15 protein-coding genes are annotated in these 18,005 nt (G+C 31.7%); 2 read left to right on the top strand and 13 right to left on the bottom strand.

What is annotated here, in order from left to right:
- Nucleotides 1-47 precede the first annotated feature (47 nt).
- Nucleotides 48-1,733 carry a transglutaminase domain-containing protein gene (locus tag B5D16_RS05000; protein WP_078765877.1) on the top strand — a complete coding sequence of 562 codons (1,686 nt, stop codon included), beginning with the start codon at nt 48-50 and terminating at the stop codon, nt 1,731-1,733.
- Nucleotides 1,734-1,793: 60 nt separating this feature from the next.
- Here B5D16_RS05000 and B5D16_RS04995 read toward each other — a convergent pair whose 3' ends face one another.
- From B5D16_RS04995 to B5D16_RS04970, 6 genes are all read right to left on the bottom strand, one after another.
- Nucleotides 1,794-4,379, bottom strand: coding sequence for an ATP-dependent DNA helicase (locus B5D16_RS04995; RefSeq protein ID WP_242942987.1), 2,586 nt, complete (start codon nt 4,377-4,379; stop codon nt 1,794-1,796).
- Nucleotides 4,380-4,442: 63 nt separating this feature from the next.
- Nucleotides 4,443-5,120: an L-ribulose-5-phosphate 4-epimerase AraD gene (araD, locus tag B5D16_RS04990; RefSeq protein ID WP_078765875.1), complete on the bottom strand. Its 678-nt coding sequence runs from the start codon at nt 5,118-5,120 to the stop codon at nt 4,443-4,445.
- Nucleotides 5,121-5,630: 510 nt separating this feature from the next.
- Nucleotides 5,631-7,100 carry a LysM peptidoglycan-binding domain-containing M23 family metallopeptidase gene (locus tag B5D16_RS04985; RefSeq protein ID WP_078765874.1) on the bottom strand — a complete coding sequence of 490 codons (1,470 nt, stop codon included), beginning with the start codon at nt 7,098-7,100 and terminating at the stop codon, nt 5,631-5,633.
- Nucleotides 7,093-7,602 carry a shikimate kinase gene (locus B5D16_RS04980; protein WP_078765873.1) on the bottom strand — a complete coding sequence of 170 codons (510 nt, stop codon included), beginning with the start codon at nt 7,600-7,602 and terminating at the stop codon, nt 7,093-7,095. Before B5D16_RS04980 ends, B5D16_RS04985 begins: the two co-directional genes overlap by 8 nt.
- Before the next feature lie 46 nt (nt 7,603-7,648).
- Complete coding sequence (locus B5D16_RS04975) at nt 7,649-9,325, bottom strand: putative manganese-dependent inorganic diphosphatase (protein WP_078765872.1); 1,677 nt, start codon at nt 9,323-9,325, stop codon at nt 7,649-7,651.
- On the bottom strand, nt 9,315-10,481 hold the full coding sequence (locus B5D16_RS04970; RefSeq protein WP_143405040.1) for a hypothetical protein: 1,167 nt from the start codon (nt 10,479-10,481) through the stop codon (nt 9,315-9,317). Before B5D16_RS04970 ends, B5D16_RS04975 begins: the two co-directional genes overlap by 11 nt.
- 204 nt (nt 10,482-10,685) lie before the next feature.
- Between B5D16_RS04970 and B5D16_RS04965 the strand changes: the two genes are divergently transcribed.
- Entirely contained in the window at nt 10,686-11,477 is a 792-nt protein-coding gene (locus B5D16_RS04965; RefSeq protein WP_078765870.1) for a sigma-70 family RNA polymerase sigma factor, read from the top strand.
- A 73-nt stretch (nt 11,478-11,550) separates the two neighbouring features.
- On the opposite strand, the gene B5D16_RS04960 is transcribed toward B5D16_RS04965, so the two are convergent.
- From B5D16_RS04960 to B5D16_RS04930, 7 genes are all read right to left on the bottom strand, one after another.
- Entirely contained in the window at nt 11,551-12,861 is a 1,311-nt protein-coding gene (locus tag B5D16_RS04960; RefSeq protein WP_078765869.1) for a hypothetical protein, read from the bottom strand.
- Nucleotides 12,836-13,756, bottom strand: a complete 921-nt coding sequence (locus tag B5D16_RS04955; protein WP_078765868.1) for an ABC transporter ATP-binding protein — start codon at nt 13,754-13,756, stop codon at nt 12,836-12,838. The genes B5D16_RS04960 and B5D16_RS04955 overlap by 26 nt, the downstream gene beginning before the upstream one ends.
- Nucleotides 13,757-13,763: 7 nt before the next feature.
- Nucleotides 13,764-14,138 carry a GntR family transcriptional regulator gene (locus B5D16_RS04950; RefSeq protein ID WP_078765867.1) on the bottom strand — a complete coding sequence of 125 codons (375 nt, stop codon included), beginning with the start codon at nt 14,136-14,138 and terminating at the stop codon, nt 13,764-13,766.
- A 239-nt stretch (nt 14,139-14,377) separates the two neighbouring features.
- A complete protein-coding gene (locus B5D16_RS04945; protein WP_143405039.1) occupies nt 14,378-15,313 on the bottom strand; it encodes a glycoside hydrolase family 25 protein in 936 nt (311 codons plus the stop codon).
- A 152-nt stretch (nt 15,314-15,465) separates the two neighbouring features.
- Nucleotides 15,466-16,107: a phosphoribosyltransferase gene (locus B5D16_RS04940; RefSeq protein ID WP_078765865.1), complete on the bottom strand. Its 642-nt coding sequence runs from the start codon at nt 16,105-16,107 to the stop codon at nt 15,466-15,468.
- A 113-nt stretch (nt 16,108-16,220) separates the two neighbouring features.
- Entirely contained in the window at nt 16,221-17,159 is a 939-nt protein-coding gene (locus tag B5D16_RS04935) for a transketolase family protein (protein WP_078765864.1), read from the bottom strand.
- Complete coding sequence (locus B5D16_RS04930) at nt 17,147-17,983, bottom strand: transketolase (RefSeq protein ID WP_078765863.1); 837 nt, start codon at nt 17,981-17,983, stop codon at nt 17,147-17,149. The genes B5D16_RS04935 and B5D16_RS04930 overlap by 13 nt, the downstream gene beginning before the upstream one ends.
- Nucleotides 17,984-18,005: the final 22 nt, after the last annotated feature.

Here is an 18,005-nt window from a genome sequence, read left to right as displayed (position 1 = left end):
CACAGTTAACCAAAACAATACATTATAAAAAAATAAAGGTAAAAAACATGAAAAAAATTAAAACAAATCTAGCAAGAATTCTTGTAGCTATAATGGTTGTATTATCCATTAATACTACTACCATTAAACCTACACCAAGCGTATCTACGAATGTGTTTTACGCTCAAAGCAACACACAAAAATATGAAAGTCATTTAGACAGATTAAATCTTCCTGATTACGCTAAAGATTTTTATGATAGTTTATATGCAAATACTCGAGGAGCCGATGGTTGCCTAATTGATATAAGCAAAAATCAAAAATTTATAAATGATTTTGTTTTACCCAAAGAGAAAACATATGGATTTATGGCATATAAATCAAAAGGAAAAATCAAGGCATCTACTAAAGAAATAGCATTGCAAAAAGTAATAAATAAAGAAAGTAAAAAAACAGAGCAATATGTTGCAACTCTTCAAGCTTTCATCTATGATCATCCTGAAGTTTTTTGGCTTAACCCAACAGCCATCTTAGATCATCAAACTAAGTTAAAAAAAATAAAAGGAAAGAGTATATATAAATATTCATATATCTGCTACTTTGATTGCAAATATATGTATTTAAATTATAAATATAGCAAAAAATCTGTTTTACTTAAGGCAATAAATAAAAGAGATCAACTATTAGACAAATTATCAGTCAAATTAAAAAAAGAAAACAATTATAAAACAGTTCTTGCCATTACAGATTATCTATCAAAAAAGAATGAATATAACACTTATGTAGCTAAAAAGTTAAGAAAACATATTGATGAAGAACATGATGACGAATACTACAAACTTGCTAAAAAAGTAATTAATGCTAACGATGGTTTAATTGCACTTGAAGGGCACAAAGGTAATAATGGTCCTGTATGTACAAGTTATGCATCAGCTTTTAAAATGCTATGTGATAAACTAAATATTCCATGCATAAGAATTACAGGAATGGCTTATGATTATAATGGTGGTTCTGGCGGTCATATGTGGAACGCCGTAAAAATGGAGGATAATAATTGGTATAATTTTGATGCAACATGGAATGATACAAGAAAAGATAAACATGGTTACGTTTGTGTAGGTAACAAAACAAAGAAAGACAAATTAAGATTTAACAAATCACATGTTGCATATCACAAAGACATACTTTATTATGACCACATCCGCAAACCATTTATCAAAAAACTCCCCAAAATTTCAGATACAAAATATAAGCCAAGTAACTTAAGAATAAAAATAAAAGATGAAAATATTATATATGATGGTAAGGCTAAAACACCTGAGGTTGTGGTGACTGATAAAAATAATAATATTATAAATGTAGATTCATATACTGTTTCTTACGAAAATAACATAAATCCTGGATATGGAAAAGCCATCATTACTTTTAATGATACAAGCATTAAACAACAGGTAGCTATATTTGCTATTAAACCTAATGTACCTACAAACATTTCAGTAAAAGGAACAGGTGAAAATTCTATTCTTTCTTTTGATAATACAGGAATAACTACTGGCTATGAAATACAATGTAGTAACAATTCAAATTTTAAGTTAAAAGAAACATCAGTTAAATATATCAAAACAAACAGCATCAAAGTTTCAGAATTAACAAAAGCAAACAATTACAACATAAGAATCAGATCATATATCAGAGTTGACGGAAAATACATATATTCTGATTTTAGTGATTTATATAATTCTATGACTAATTAACATTTTGATATTATATAAGACAAAACAGCAGACCTATAATGTCTGCTGTTTTATTTAAATCTACATTTCTTTCCAAAACTCTTTTATTTTATTAACAATATCATTTGTATTACCAAAGTATACATCATCCCACTCTCTAGGGAAGAATTGCTTATACTGCCATGTATTAAATCTATCATCTAAAAGAGCAATCACTCCTCTATCTGTATCAGTTCTAATTACTCGACCTGCTGCCTGTAACACTTTATTCATACCAGGAATCTTATAAGCGAAATCAAATCCATCTCTCCCCTTTGAATCAAAATATTCCTTAATAACATTTCGTTCATCGCACACCTGTGGAAGACCGGTTCCAACTATAATACTTCCAATAAGTGATTCTTCAGTTAAGTCTATGCCTTCCGAAAAAATCCCGCCAAGAACACACAAGCCTACAAGTGACTTAGTATCACTTTGATGCTTACTAACATCAAACCTTGCTAAGAATTCTTCTTTTTCTTCTTCGGTCATATTTGACTTTTGGCATACTATATTAACCATTTCATCAAATCCATCTTCTTCCATAATGTCCTTGATATTTTCAAGCATCTTATATGAAGGAAAGAAAACCATATAATTTCCATTTTTACATTCAATAATATTCCTAATGGAACTATAAATATTCTTATACTCGTTTTCACCTCTACGAGTATACTTACTACTAACGGATGTATCACAAACTATACATCTATTATCCTTAGCAAATGGCGAATCAATATAAACTGCATACTCATTAACATCACCTGTTAATAATTCCTTATAATGGTTTATTGGTAACATGGTTGCCGAGAAGAATACTGTACTAATTCCTTTCTCTGTACAAGCCTTTAAATTTGTACTTGGATTAATACAATATAGATTTACAATAAAATTATTATAATAATCTAACTCCCCATAAATTTCATAATTATCATCAACTAATTCATGAATCTTTATAAAACTAATTAGATTAAAATAAAACTCTAAAAATTTATCCTTACTTTCTATATCAAATCCTTCTGCAAGTAATGCTTCAAATTCATTCTGAGCTTTTATCATCTTAAGATATAGATTACCTACATTCTCATAATATACTAAACCATCATCACATTCTTTTCTAAGTTTTAATAATTCCTTATTAACTGACTCAAGTTTTTTGACTAATTTAGAAGCAATCACAACTGCTTCTTCAGAATTGTAATTACTTGATACATTACCTTCTTTACTATTTTCTTTTGTCTTTAAATTTGATTTTTTTATACCAAATTCATCTTCAATTATATTTTTAATTTCAAGTACATCTTCCTTCTTTAAAGATGCACTATACATCTTTCTTCCACGTTCAACTAAGTTATGTGCTTCATCAACCAAGAAAATATATGCCCCACTTTGTCCATTAGCAAAATATCTTTTTAACGACGCCTGTGGATCATAAACATAATTATAATCACATATAATTCCATCTACAAAATTACTAACATCAAGACTTAATTCGAATGGACAAACCTTATATTTAAATGCATATTCCTCTATTACTTCTCTTGTAATAACATCTTCATTTGTTATTATTTCAAATAAAACATCATTAATTCTATCGAAATGTCCCTTTGCATATTCACACATGTCTGGATTACAATTAGTCTTCTCAAGAACACATATTTTTTCTTTTGCTGTAAGTGTAACCGTTTTAATATTAAGACCATTTTTACGTAGAATCGCATATGCATCATTAGCTACAGTTCTGGTAATTGTTTTAGCTGTTAAATAAAATATCTTCTCTGCTCTTTCTCTACCCAAATTTTGAACTGCCGAATAAACCATGGCAATTGTTTTACCAACTCCGGTTGGAGCAAGTGCAAAAAGATTCTTCTCCATGTTTATCGCTTTATAAACATTAATCGCTAATTCCTTCTGTCCTTTTCTATACTCAAATGGGAACCTTAAATTCTCAACCGATTTACACATATCAATATGATGATAATACTTTTCTCTTTCCCATATGTAGTACTCATCAACTAATGCCTTAAACCATTCTTTTAACTCAGTATATCCAAATGTTCTCTTTATTCTCTTAATCTCTTCTGTTTCAATATTACAATATGTAATTTGAACATCTATCTGCTTATATTTATTATTTTCATCATTATCAACTTCTTTATTAAGTTCTTCGTCTACTTTTTCATCATCACTCTTCTCATCATTTTCATACTTAATCTCTTCTTCAATCCCTGCTTCAACTCTTAACTTATGCAAATATATATAACCATAACATTTAGCCTGAGCAATATGTAAAAGCTCAGGCTCCTCAATACGTTTAACGTCTTTATAAATCCCTTTAATTTCATCAATGACAAAACCATCATCATTCTTTATGATTCCATCAGCTCTGCCATCAACAACAATATCAAATTCTTCGTAAGGAATACTCAACTTTAACGGAACTTCACTACTATAATTGCTTCCCATAGAGTTCTGTATCTTTCTATGGATTCTTGCACCTTCAAGCATAGCATTAACATCACCAGTTCCACTACTATTATCTATGTCGCCATAACGCAGCATAAACTCCACAAGATTCCTAACTGAAATTTTAACATTTCCGTCCATGATATTTTCCAATCTATTCAAAGATTAAAGAGTTAGTTGTAAAATACTACTAACTCTTTAAAAATACTATATTTATAATTTAATTTACTTATTATGATAAGAATGCTTTCTAAAGAAGTTTTTATCTATCATAGCCTGTGGTGCAATATTTGAATCACCATCAAGTGTCTCTGTTAGATAAGCCATCTTTGCAAGTCTCTCAATAACAACTGCATTTCTAATTGCTTCATCAATGGTTTCACCCCAGGCAAATGGACCATGATTTCTAAGCAAAGCACCTGGACTTGACAAATAATCTCTATCAGCAAATTCTCTCGCAATACTTAACCCCGCATTCTTTTCAAACTCACCATATATCTCTTCCGAAGTAAGTGGCTTCGTACATGGTATATCTCCGAGACAAAAATCCGACTGTGAAATACCATAAGCAGGAATCGCTCTACCAACCTGAGCCCAAACCGTAGCAAATTCAGAATGAGTGTGTACCACTGCCCTAACATCCGGAAATGCCTTATACACCTCCAAATGTGTATATGTATCAGATGATGGTTTCAAAATACCATCTATCGTATTTCCATCAAGATCTAATACAACCATCTTTTTAGGAGACAACTCATCATATTCAACTCCACTTGGTTTAATAACCACTAGTCCCGACTCTTTATCAAGCGCACTTGCATTACCCCATGTGAATTCAACAAGCCCAAGCTTCTGAAGTCTCTTATTCATATCACATACTTGTTCTTTCAATTCATCTAACATAAGCTACCTCCTTCTCGTAAAAACCTTCGTAATCCCAATACATAACCAGCTAGTAAACCCATTAGTCGTCTACCAATATTATACCACCTTACATGCCAATATTAAACATCTATTCCAAGAAATTTATGTACGCCCAGGCCCCCGCGAAGAATATATTTTCTCTATGGGACCGTTGCGGGTCTCGGTACTTAGCAAGTAAGTGATGATTGGTTATATATATTGGTAATTCGCATAACGCGAAGCGTTATGTGTAATAGGAAAAGACAGGTAAATCGAATCTGATGTTCATATCAAGATTTGATTTACCTGTCTTTTTTTTATTACAATATAACATTTATGGTATACGAATTACCGATAAATGTAACATCACAATCATCGCTTACGAGCTTAGTTCCGCTAGGGGCAGCCCGCACCGTGCGAGAGCTGAGTCACAGAGAGACAATATATCTTCGCGGGGGCCTGGGCGTACACAAAACACCTATAGATGTTTAATATGGCACGTAAGGTGGTTTAATACTCCGATACGTAGTTTAATGGGTTTACTACCTGGCCATTTACGATTACTTCGAAGTGAAGATGTGGGCCTGTACTGTTACCTGTACTTCCACTAAATCCAATACGCTGTTTCTGGGAGACTTTATCGCCAGCAGAAACCGAGATTGAACTTAAGTGACCATATCTTGTACAGATACCATCTGGATGCTGTATAAGAACGCTTAGTCCATACGATCCATTCCATCCAGCACTAAGAACTGTACCACCACAACTTGCATATACTGATGTCCCCGTTGGAATACCCCAGTCATGTCCTAAATGAAAATCTCCGAATACTGCTCTATATCCAAACCCCGAAGTAGTATGTCCACCTGAAATAGGTCTAATAAAAGATGGAGCAATTGCCGTACCCTTTGCTATAACTGCTGGTACTGCTTCCTTAATTGTTTCTTCTTCAACAATCTCGTGAGTTGATTCCATACCGTCAACATATGTTGTGTCAACAGTAATTAATCTGTATCCCTTTTTTCCCTTACTAATGGTTTTTTCTTCTCCCTGATACATTGAATCATCTTCAATAATCTTAGGTTCAGCTCTATAGTATTCCTTTCTGCTGCTTCGTTTCTTTGTAGAAACGGAAAGTTCAGCCTTTGGAACCATAATATTAAACATGTCACCAACATAGATTGTACTGTCTTCAGTTAAATCTTCATTAATTTCAAGAAATTCCTTAACATACATATCATGATCATTTGCTATAGTTGATATACAGTCGCCAGGAGCAACTTCATATCGCTGAATTGTAGGTTTAGCTTCTGTAAGTTCTGTATATACTTCATCAGTTGATTTAATGTCAGTTTCATTTGCATATGTTGATATAAGTTCCATATTTGTAGCAAATGCCATCCCTTTCAAATCACCTTCTGTTTCCTCTGAAGCTGAATCAACACTTATGCTATAACTTTCTAAATGCTGAGTTGGGTTTTCCTGTAATGTAACATTATATTGATTATTTGTATCATACTGACTCTTAACTCTATTTAAAACATCAACAGCTTCTTCCTTTGTATTAAGAATCATGCTATGCCCATCAACATTAAGAATGTACGCTTCTTTCTTTTGACTTACAGGCATTTTACTTTGCTCTAAAACTTTTACAGCTCTTTTCTTAATAGTAGCCTTATCAGTCTGATTAGCATCCTTCTTCTGTTTTTCAATTTTAACATCAGGCTTCATAAATACGATGTTTTCAGAATTCTTTGTAATTTCCATTCTGGCATCATCAACAATTTTCTCAATATCGCTTACATCCTTAGCAACGCCAATCTTTTGATTATTTAGTTTTACAACATAATAACCATCTAATCTTTCTTTTAAATCAAATTCCTTAAAGTCCTCATTTAAAAATAAAAATGCTAGTGTACACAATCCTGCGCCCATATACACAAGTTTCATTTTCTTATGATACTTAGTTATCTTAAACATTGGTAACCTCCATAGCTTTAACTATCTTTTCAATAGTCTCTTCTACATTAAGACCACATTCATTAATAGTTATATCCGCATATTTTTCATATAACGGAATTCGCTCTTCATATATAGCCAAAAGATCCTGTCCTTTTTTTGTAACAACACCTCTGCTTTTAATATTAGTTAATCTCTTGTTTAATGTTTCATAATCTAGTTCTAAATAAACAATTGTACCAATATTTGATAAGTGTTCCATGGCTTCCTTTCCATAAACAACACTACCTCCTGTTGCTATAATTGTCTTATTAACATTTAGAGATGCATTAACTCTGTTTTCAACCTCTATAAAACCTTCAACTCCATCTCTTTTAATAATATCTTTTAAAAGGCATCCCTCTTCTTCCTGAATCACAATATCAGCATCGACAAATTTATACCCTAATATTTTTGCTAAAATAACCCCTACTGTACTCTTTCCAACTCCCGGCATTCCTATTAAAACTATATTATCCTTCATGTCTACCTCTAACTTAGTATTAAATTACTACTATCTAGTATACTATTTATAATTCTTCTTTTATTGCAAGCATAATCTGCGGCAACAACTGTTTCTTTCTTGAAACAACACCTTCGAGTAAGAATGTATCACCATCAGATTTAATCTCATAACCTCTTTCTATCAAATCCTCTGCCTTTGATCCTGCATAAAGAAGTTTTGTATCTTCTGTCAAAATGTTAGTTAACATAAAATACATTGCATCAAGGCCAGAGCCCTTACTAATTTTATCAATGTAATCATGCATTCTATTTTTAACCGCATCAAGTTCTTCTTCACTCATTGAACATATCTGTCCAATACCAAACTTAACTCCATCAATTGTAAACTGCTTATAATCCTGATAGAATATAGCTTCCGCTGTTTTACTCTTAAGATTACTTCCTGCAGTAAACATATCTGTTGCTAATTTTTCTATATCACAACCTGCTATCTTAGCGAGGTCTTCTGCTGCACTCTTATCAATTTCTGTACATGTTGGCGATCTAAACATCAACGTATCAGAAATAATTGCTGATAATAATAAACCTGCAATTTTCTTAGGAATCTTCACTCCCTGTTCATTAAACATCTGTTTAATAATTGTAGCACAACAACCTAAAGGTTGATTTCTAAAAAATACAGGTGAAACTGTTTCAACACTTCCAAGTCTGTGATGATCAATTATTTCTAAAATCTCAGCATCAGAAATATTATCAACCGCCTGAGCTCCTTCATTATGATCCACCAATATAAGTTGCTTCTTTCTAGCACCAAGCAAGTTTCGTCTAGAAATCATACCAACATACATTCCATGATTATCAACAATAGGAAAATCTCTATATCTTTGTTTTGCCATTATTTCCTTGATATCATCAAGATAATCCTCAGTTTTAAATGTAACAATATTCCTTGTATGCATAAAATAACTTATAGGCATACTTTGATTTACTAATCTTGCTACAGTATATGCATCATGGGGTGATACTATAATTGTACAATCATTTTCCTTAGCTAAATTAATAACTTCATCTTCAAGTTCAGAGTTATTACATACGGCTAAAACTCCTGCTCCTGATTTAACAGCAAGAAGCTGAGATTGAGTTCTATTTGCTAATATAACAAAATCACCTTTGTTTATTTCTCCTTCAAGATACCATTTATGTGCAGCACCTACAATTACTTTACCATGAATATAATATTCTTCCGGATTTCCAACAACCACTTCACCATCAAGAGTTTCTGCTATATTAGAAATCTTTGTATGTGCTCTTGAAAGAATTTCATTATCATATACGTCCATGTATGACTGAGCAATTCTTTCAGTTGTAATAATACCTTCAAGTCTTCCACTTCTTACAACTGGAAGTGTAACAACATCAAGTTCCTTCATCATCATCCAGGCTTTTTTTAATGAAATTGTTCTATCAACACCAGGTGTTTTTCTAATTTCAATATTCTTAACCTGAGTTGCAACATCCGGTACATATTCAGGTAGTTCTGCCTTAAAATGGTCTAAAACATAAGCTGTTTCTCCATTTATATGTCCCGCTCTCTTAGCCTCATAAACAACTTCTTCATCTTTATTAATTTTATTCTTTAAATATGCATAACTAATTGCTGAACATATAGAATCTGTATCTGGATTCTTGTGTCCAATAACCATTACAGTCCTAGCCAAATTATCACCACCATTATTTTTCATTATTCGTTATTTCAATCGAAGTTACAATATATTTCTTATTGTTTTCATCATATTGCACACGCAAATTGAAATCACAATCATAACTTCCTTCATACTCACTAACATAACTACTAAAGTTCAAATCATCCTTTGAAGTATCAGATTTAACTGAAAAACTATAACTACATCTCGCTATTAGTCCAAGTTCTCCCTTTGAATTAAAATTAATAATATGCGTCTTTACATCCGATAAATCAAATGAATCAATTACATATAGTGAACTGTCTATATCTGTTTCAAAATCTTTTTTATAAAGGATTTTTCTAACTTTCTTATATTCATTCTTCAAGGCTTGCTGTGCCCCATCTGAAAAATAACCACTTACTGATTTATACCCAGATTTATCTTTCTGTGCATTAAAAAATGCTACAATAAAATCATTAATGTCTTTTTCAAGACCCTGATTATACTCATCTTTTAATGTTCTACTTTCATTTTTAAGATCTATTATCTCACCATCTTTTTCTATCTTCTTTTTGAAAATACTTTCTGTATAGGTTGAGTCTACATAACAATCATGCGCTCCACTAAATATTTTATCTATCTTATAAATATCATATTTAATCTCATTACCACTATCATCTTTTTCAGTAACGCTATCTTTAGGTGTAAGTTTTTTACCATCAAGCATAAAATTTTCACCACTTACAGTTTTAAACTCAACATTCTCAACAATCGAATCATCTAATAAAACTTTCCACTTTGGGAATATACTATTAGCAACTCTTTTCTTAACAAGCTTTATACTTAGTTTTTCCTTTTTGTTAGTATAACCATTAGTATAACTTACTGTTACAAGTGAAAATCCTTTCTTTTTAACTGCCTTACTAACCGTATAATCAGTAAATGTAACTTGAGTCTTTTCATTTTTCAACTTCTTCTTAAACATCTCGTAATTAACATTATCTGTTTCTTCGATGTCCACGTACTTATACATTTCCTTAAAATCACTTCTTAAGTAACACTGAAAGTACTCTTTAGCAATAATTTTAGCATTCGATCTATTTTCATATATAGCTATGAAACCACCAAGTATAATGCATGCCGCTATAATAAACATTCTTATACTACTCTGTAATAATGATGATTTCGCAATGGCTCTCATTATTTTTTTCACTAAATAAACTCGCCTTCCTCTCTTTTTACATCAAAATACCTCTAATAGTTTACCATAATTATGTAAACTAGTCAATTATTCCTGTAAATCAATCATCTCAAAAATAATAAACTATTCTCCATTACCATGTTTATACTTTACTCTTGTTTTTTAGCAAATAATTCATTATACTAATTTTAGTTTTATCAAAGGAGATTTATACATATGGATAATCAGGACATATTTAAAGAAAGCCTACAATCACTTATTGCGTATGCAAAAGGCAATGATTTTAAGTTAGAAATTGAAGATATTAAAAATTCCTTTAAGGATTTTAAAGATAACGAAACTGTAATTAATGAAATTTGTGCTTATCTTGAATCTGAAGGTATCAAAATAAATAACTACGAAGTTAAGGAAAATGTGTTATCATTTGTTGATGTAAACGAAGATAAGAAAAATGATACAGTTTATCCTGAAACTGTTACTAGCAATAAAGAAAAGAAATTCGTTGAAATGTATTTAAACGAATTAAAAGAACTTGGAGAAAAAACTCCTGAAGACATTGAAAAACTTGCAGAAAGCTATCTTAATGGCGATGCTAATGCAAAAGATGAACTTATTACTTCATGCCTTTCACTCGTTTCAATTATCGCAGCTGACTATGATAATAAGGGCTTAACATCAGGAGATGTTTTATCAGAAGGTAATATGGGACTTATTGAAGGTGTATCTACTTATGTTGGCGGAAGTTTTATTAACCACATTACAAATTCAATTAAGAAATCAATCGAAAGAGCCATTGAAGAGGAATGCATGATTTATTCAAATAATCAGGATTTCACAAACAAGATGAATAAACTTGATGAATTATCAAAAGAGCTAACTAATGATGATAAAGCTCCAAGCACTTCTGCTCTTGCAAAAGCAATGAATCTATCTGAAGATGAAATAGCAATTATGTTAAAGGAAGCCATGAAGGCTCTTTACAAAGATGAAGAATCTGAAGGAAAATAATATTAATCACAAAAAGCAGCTATGGTCATAAGACCTATAGCTGCTTTTCTATAATTAGCATTTACACCACATACTAAACAGTAAAACATACTGCCAATATAACCCAACATAAACTTATGATTAGTAATCTAGATAATCCCTTTCCTTTAAAACCGCCTTTTATATCTCCATAATATATAAACTCTATAAAACCGTAAGCTACAGCTGAAATAATCAAACCACATATTACACTTATACTAGAAATATTAGTTCTTGTAATTCCACCAAAAAATCCCATACTATATATTCCAACCATACTAACTGCAAATAATTCCATTGGGAACATAACTAAATTAAATGTATATGCTTCTCCTGCTCTCTCAGTTTTTCTCATATTGTAAATTTTTATCGCAATTGATAAAAATAATATAATTAAACCCACATATATTAATATTCTACAAGGCACGTTTATATCTGTTATATCTGTTATATTTCTATATGAATCAGTTGCTATTTTGCATCCTTCTATACTTCCATCAGAAGGAATATTTCTCAAATGATACTTTGTAACTTTTTCATGAGCCCCTCTTCCATACATTACAAAATCTGTAAATGGAAACAATGTTACTATTATACCAATTATATTTTCAAGAGATTTTGTAATACGGATAATTAAACTTTCAAGTATAGATTCTTCTTTTCCAAACCTTGCTAAAATTGCAAGTGAAACAGAAAATATTAATGGTCCGATATGAACGGTAACTATGTTTACCAAAGCAGTAAAACCTGTACCTGCTAAAAAAACTGCAATTGCACTTAGTAAATATATAACCAAATAATAATATATATTTAATAAATATACTGGAATTAAATTAACAAATACAACAGGAACAAACTTCCCGCCAAATTTAACACCACAGACAACTAATCCCAGAATTTGAGCAATCGTATATGCACCTATAACAATAATAAAACTTCTTATTAATCTACTTATAAACTGAGAAGTTCTACTTTCAGGTCTGCTAAAATAAAAGTCAACTTTACTTTTATCATTTAAATACTTATAACCTCTAACAGTTTCAAGTACAGCAATAAGCATTAAGAATAATTTAACCGTTCCTGAAGCAAATAAATCAAACAAATCTTTAAAGCATAAATATTCATACCAATTACTTAGACCTTTTATTTTTGTAAATACTACAGAAGTATATTCAAGTGTAACTCTTCTACCACTACTGTCCCACCAAGATCTTGATTTATCTGGATCTAAGATAGTAACGTAAAAACATAATAAGAAAAAGAAAAAGATTTGATATAGTACATACATATAAAAATCTCTTTTTAAATCAAATTTAAAAGATTCTTTATTAATTTTTTTCTTAGTAAATAAGGTTTTTGAATTCATAACCAACTACCTCCGTTTCACTAATAAATATTTCTTCCAAAGTAAGTGGAATCATCTCCATAAACTGTGGGTTTAGATTTAATAAAGTATTCTCAATTTCATCTCTATCTCCTCTAACAGTTATAGTTTTAAGTCGTCCTCTTTCATTAATATTCATAAGCTCTAATCCAACATTTTTTAATACTGTATTTAAACTTAATCTATTTTCATCCTCTTCTCTTAGGACAATTTGACACTTATGAGTTCTTAATTTTAAGCTATCTAATTCATCAGATAAAAGAATTCCACCTTTATGCATTAATCCTATATCATCACACACATCTTCTAGTTCTCTTAAGTTATGAGAAGCAATAATAACTGTTAATTTTCTTTCAGTCATATTACTAGCAATAATTGATTTAACAGCTTGTCTCATAACTGGATCAAGTCCATCAAATGTCTCATCCATAAAAATATACTCTGTATTAGCACTCATTGCTAAAATAACAGACATTTGCTTTTTCATACCTTTTGAAAATGTTCTTATCCTTCTTTCACCATCAAGGCCGAAATCCTGTAATAATTCAACAAATTTTTCCATACTGAAATTAGGATAATAATTCTTATAATATTCAGCCATATACATTCCTGTAGCATTTGGATAAAAGAACTGTTCATCAGAGATATAAAAAATCTTTTTCTTTATATCAGGATTTTCAAACACCGGTTCATTATCAATATATATTTCTCCATAATCAGGTTTATATACACCAGCTGCCATTCTAAGAAATGTAGATTTACCAGCTCCATTTGTTCCAATTAAACCAAACACTCTACCATCTTTGATATCTAAGGAGATATTATTAACAGAAACAATATCTCCAAATCTTTTTATAACACTATTTGCGCTTATCATTCCTTACTTATCTCCTTTCATCTTTTTTATAAATGTCTGACACATATTTTACAAATTCTTTTTCATCAACATTTAAAAGCTTAGCTTTATTTATTACTGTTTCTAATTCAATAATTAACTCGTTCTTCTTTTTATTAAGTGTATCAGTTCCTGCTGCAACAAAGCTTCCTCTACCTCTGATTGTATAAATCCATCCTTCTCTTTCAAGAGTTTCATAGGCTCTTTGTATAGTATTAGGATTGATAGAAAGTTGCATTGCAAGTTCTCTTACTGATGGCATAGCCTCATCCGTTTTAAGTATATCCATTAATATCAATTCCTGAAATTTTGAAACAATTTGTTTATAAATTGGACGTCTGTCCTTATAATCTAAAACAAACATGTCCTTCCCTCCTTATAAATTTGTTGTTTTCGTAATGTTGTGATAGTAATACTGTATCGCTTTCGTGTCAACTGTACTAATTATGTTAGTACAGTTATAGCACAGTGGATTATATTTGTCAATAACAAATGCAAACTAAAAAAACCAAGGAACCATATAGTTCCCTGGTTTTTAACATACTCATTATATATATATATCCAATTTTTTGATTAAATCCAAAAATACTTCTATTTTTTACTCTATTTTTCTATTAATTGAATATTAATATCTGCTCCACCTTTTATTCCATCAACAGTTCCTTTGTCAGTATACTGCCACATTGAAAAATGATATGGAGTCTGTGGTAATCCAACATAATCAGCATACCATATATCATATTTCATTATTTCAGACATATTTAACTGCTGGTCTTCCCAAAGCATATTTGCATAAATCATTACTTCATATCCGGCATCAGCTATTGTATTACAAAACGCTAATGTATTCTTAGTAAACTGTTCTTTTGAAATTCCCTTTGTTCTTGACTTATCATTATATACAATTTCTGGATCATAAACTATTGGCATTCCAAGTTCTTGGTCTTTAACATGTTCAAGTACAAAGTTAGCTTCTTCAATGGCCTCATCCTCTGTTATAGCCTGCGAAAAGAAGTATACTCCTACATCAAGTCCACTTCTGTTAGCAGCCTTTATGTTATATTCATATTTTTCATCAAGGAATATCTCGCCTTCTGTATAGCCCCTATATCCAAGTCTAATCATGGCGAATTCATAACCTTCTTTTTCGACTTTGTCCCACTTAACTTTTTCCTGGTATTTTGATACATCAACTCCTAGTTTATATGTGTACTTTTCATCTTCATATGTCATCTTTCCATCAACTTTTATGAATTTATCTAAATCATATTCTATTGGAATTGCAGCCTCATCAACATGCATATGATGAAAAATAAGACTTCCATCTGCATACGTCATGCTTCTTCCTAATGATTCTGGTTCATCGTACAAATAATCAGTTGTTTCTGTTTCGTCAAAAGTCTCATTTTCGCTCTGTCTTCTTCTTTCAACATCACTTTTCTTACTACAACCTAAACAACTACTTCCTAAAACAAGAATAGCTAAGGACATCGCTATTAACTTATCTCTATATCTTTTTCCTACAAACTCTTTCCTCATCAACTTTATATATAAACAGATGCCGATACACCTGCCTTCTCCTTTCGAAACAAACTCTCTAAAAAAGTATATAAAAAAACTAATAAATTGTCAAAGTTTACTTAACGTAAAAAGGGCACATACCTAGGTATGTACCCTTAAAAAATCTTGAATTATAATTTTGAATAACCGTATCCATTAACCATAGCATCAAGCTTAATCCCCTTCTGGCAATATGGACACTCCTGTGGTTTATATGTCTGATATCCTGGAAGATCTTTCTCTCTGAAAACTGTATCAACTGTATATCCATCAACTTCTTCAGTTGCACTAAATATTGCTGATATACCTTCAATTATTCCTCCATAATACTGAATACACTCAATACTTCTTCTAATTGTTTTACCTGTTGTTGCTGAAGCAAGTAATAATATACAATGCTTTCCATTAACTTCCGGTATTAAATTATCTCTAAAAATCATCTGTCCATTTGTATTAAACTCTGGTGTTACAATATAAATAGTCTGATGAGCATTATAAGATATGTTACCTGCATTAGATAATTCATCTGCAAGATAAGCACCTATTACTTCTGTACCATCCATACATATAATAGTATCAACCGGTGTACTTACCATGTACTTATTCTTAAGTTCACTAGCAACAGCTCTTGCTTCACTCTGTCTTGTTTTAATGGTTGTCATATCCATATAAAAATTAATATGAGAGTGATTAGTAGCAAAATGCCCCGGTATAATTTTAAGTGCTACATTGTTATTAGTTGGTGATTGGATTTTTACTGTTCTATCTTCCATATCAGTGCCCTCCTCCTTGTGTAATTTACATCACGTCATTTATATAGTCTATTATAACATAAAAGATACATATTTCCATATGTATCTTTTACGCTTTTATATTTATATTTATATTATTTTACGAACTCTTTTACCTTTGTGTAAATGCCTTCACCATCAAGACCATATTTCTTAATAAGTTCAAGAGCTGGACCTGATTCACCAAATACATCATAAATACCAATCTTCTTAACTGGTACTGGATTTGATTCAGCAAGACAATCACAAACAGCACTACCAAGACCACCGATAACTGAATGTTCTTCAACAGTAACAATCTTACCTGTTTCCTTAGCACAAGCCTTAATTAATTCTTCATCAAGAGGCTTGATTGTGTGAATGTTTACTACCTTAGCGTTAATGCCGTCAGCAGCAAGCTTTTCAGCAGCTTCAAGTGCAAAGTGAACTAAAAGACCCGTAGCTACGATTGTAACATCACTACCTTCTCTTAATACTTTACCCTTACCAACTTCAAACTTTTCATCTTCTGATGTAATATTTGGCATAGCAAGACGACCAAATCTCATATAAACTGGACCGTCAATTTCATAAGCTGCTTCAACAGCCTTAATAGCTTCATTATAATCACATGGATTAATAATTGTCATACCAGGAATTGTTCTCATAAGAGCAATATCCTCGTTACACTGATGTGTAGCACCATCTTCACCTACTGAAATACCAGCATGTGTAGCACCAATCTTAACATTAAGATGTGGATAACCGATACTATTTCTAACCTGCTCGAAAGCACGACCTGCTGCGAACATAGCAAATGAACTAGCATATGGAACAACACCTGTTGTAGCGATACCAGCTGCAATACCCATCATATCGCATTCAGCGATACCACAGTCAATATGCTTCTCAGGATATTCTTTCTTGAACATACCTGTCTTTGTAGCTGCTGCAAGGTCAGCATCTAAAACTACAATATTATCATGTTTTTTAGCAAGAGCGACAAGACCTGCGCCGTATCCTTCTCTTGTTGCGTACTTCTTTACATCTGACATAAACTTTCACCCGCTTTCTTTAATTCTTCCATAGCAGTTGCATACTGCTCATCGTTAGGAGCTGCGCCATGCCAGCTTACCTGATTTTCCATGAATGAAACACCCTTACCTTTAACAGTCTTAGCAATAATAGCTGTTGGGCAACCCTTTGCTGCTTTAGCGTTAGCAAATGCAGATGCAATTTCATCAAAATCATTACCATTAATGTTTACAACATTAAAACCGAATGCCTTAAATTTTTCATCAATTGGATATGGGCTACATACTTCTGAAATCTCACCATCAATCTGAAGATTGTTATTATCAACGATAACTACAAGGTTATCAAGATTTCTTGAAGCAGCAAACATTGAAGCTTCCCATACCTGACCTTCCTGGATTTCACCATCACCAAGAAGTGTATATACTCTATAATCTTTACCAGCCATCTTACCAGCAAGTGCCATACCAACTGCTGCTGAGATACCCTGTCCTAAAGAACCTGATGACATATCAACACCTGGTGTATGCTTCATGTCTGGATGACCCTGAAGATAAAAACCTGTGTGACGAAGACCTAATAAATCTTCCTTAGGGAAATAACCTCTCTCTGCAAGTACAGAGTAAAGACCTGGAGCTGTATGACCCTTTGATAATACAAAACGGTCTCTGTCCTCCCACTTTGGATTCTTAGGATCAATATTCATTTCTTCAAAATACAGATATGTGTAGATATCTGCTGCAGAAAGTGATCCGCCTGGATGACCTGACTTTGCGCTGTGAAGAGCAGTTACAATACTTTTTCTAACTTCAACAGCTGTTTTCATAAGTTCGAGTTTTTCCATCTTATTTCATTCCTCTTTTCTT

This window comes from Eubacterium uniforme, assembly GCF_900167115.1.
GTDB classification, from domain to species: Bacteria; Bacillota; Clostridia; order Lachnospirales; family Lachnospiraceae; genus Eubacterium_S; species Eubacterium_S uniforme.
Note: the sequence above shows the minus strand (reverse complement) of the source record. Positions and strands in the feature narration are given on the sequence as shown.

Coding starts and splice junctions, on each gene's coding strand:
- B5D16_RS04975 (WP_078765872.1), bottom strand. CDS start 9,325: ATGAAAAATAATGGTGGTGATAATTTGGCTAGGACTGTAATGGTTATT.
- araD (WP_078765875.1), bottom strand. CDS start 5,120: ATGTTAGATGAATTGAAAGAACAAGTATGTGATATGAATAAGAGACTT.
- B5D16_RS04935 (WP_078765864.1), bottom strand. CDS start 17,159: ATGTCAGATGTAAAGAAGTACGCAACAAGAGAAGGATACGGCGCAGGT.
- B5D16_RS04930 (WP_078765863.1), bottom strand. CDS start 17,983: ATGGAAAAACTCGAACTTATGAAAACAGCTGTTGAAGTTAGAAAAAGT.
- B5D16_RS04980 (WP_078765873.1), bottom strand. CDS start 7,602: ATGAAGGATAATATAGTTTTAATAGGAATGCCGGGAGTTGGAAAGAGT.
- B5D16_RS04965 (WP_078765870.1), top strand. CDS start 10,686: ATGGATAATCAGGACATATTTAAAGAAAGCCTACAATCACTTATTGCG.
- B5D16_RS04940 (WP_078765865.1), bottom strand. CDS start 16,107: ATGGAAGATAGAACAGTAAAAATCCAATCACCAACTAATAACAATGTA.
- B5D16_RS04955 (WP_078765868.1), bottom strand. CDS start 13,756: ATGATAAGCGCAAATAGTGTTATAAAAAGATTTGGAGATATTGTTTCT.
- B5D16_RS04945 (WP_143405039.1), bottom strand. CDS start 15,313: ATGAGGAAAGAGTTTGTAGGAAAAAGATATAGAGATAAGTTAATAGCG.
- B5D16_RS04950 (WP_078765867.1), bottom strand. CDS start 14,138: ATGTTTGTTTTAGATTATAAGGACAGACGTCCAATTTATAAACAAATT.
- B5D16_RS05000 (WP_078765877.1), top strand. CDS start 48: ATGAAAAAAATTAAAACAAATCTAGCAAGAATTCTTGTAGCTATAATG.
- B5D16_RS04960 (WP_078765869.1), bottom strand. CDS start 12,861: ATGAATTCAAAAACCTTATTTACTAAGAAAAAAATTAATAAAGAATCT.
- B5D16_RS04985 (WP_078765874.1), bottom strand. CDS start 7,100: ATGTTTAAGATAACTAAGTATCATAAGAAAATGAAACTTGTGTATATG.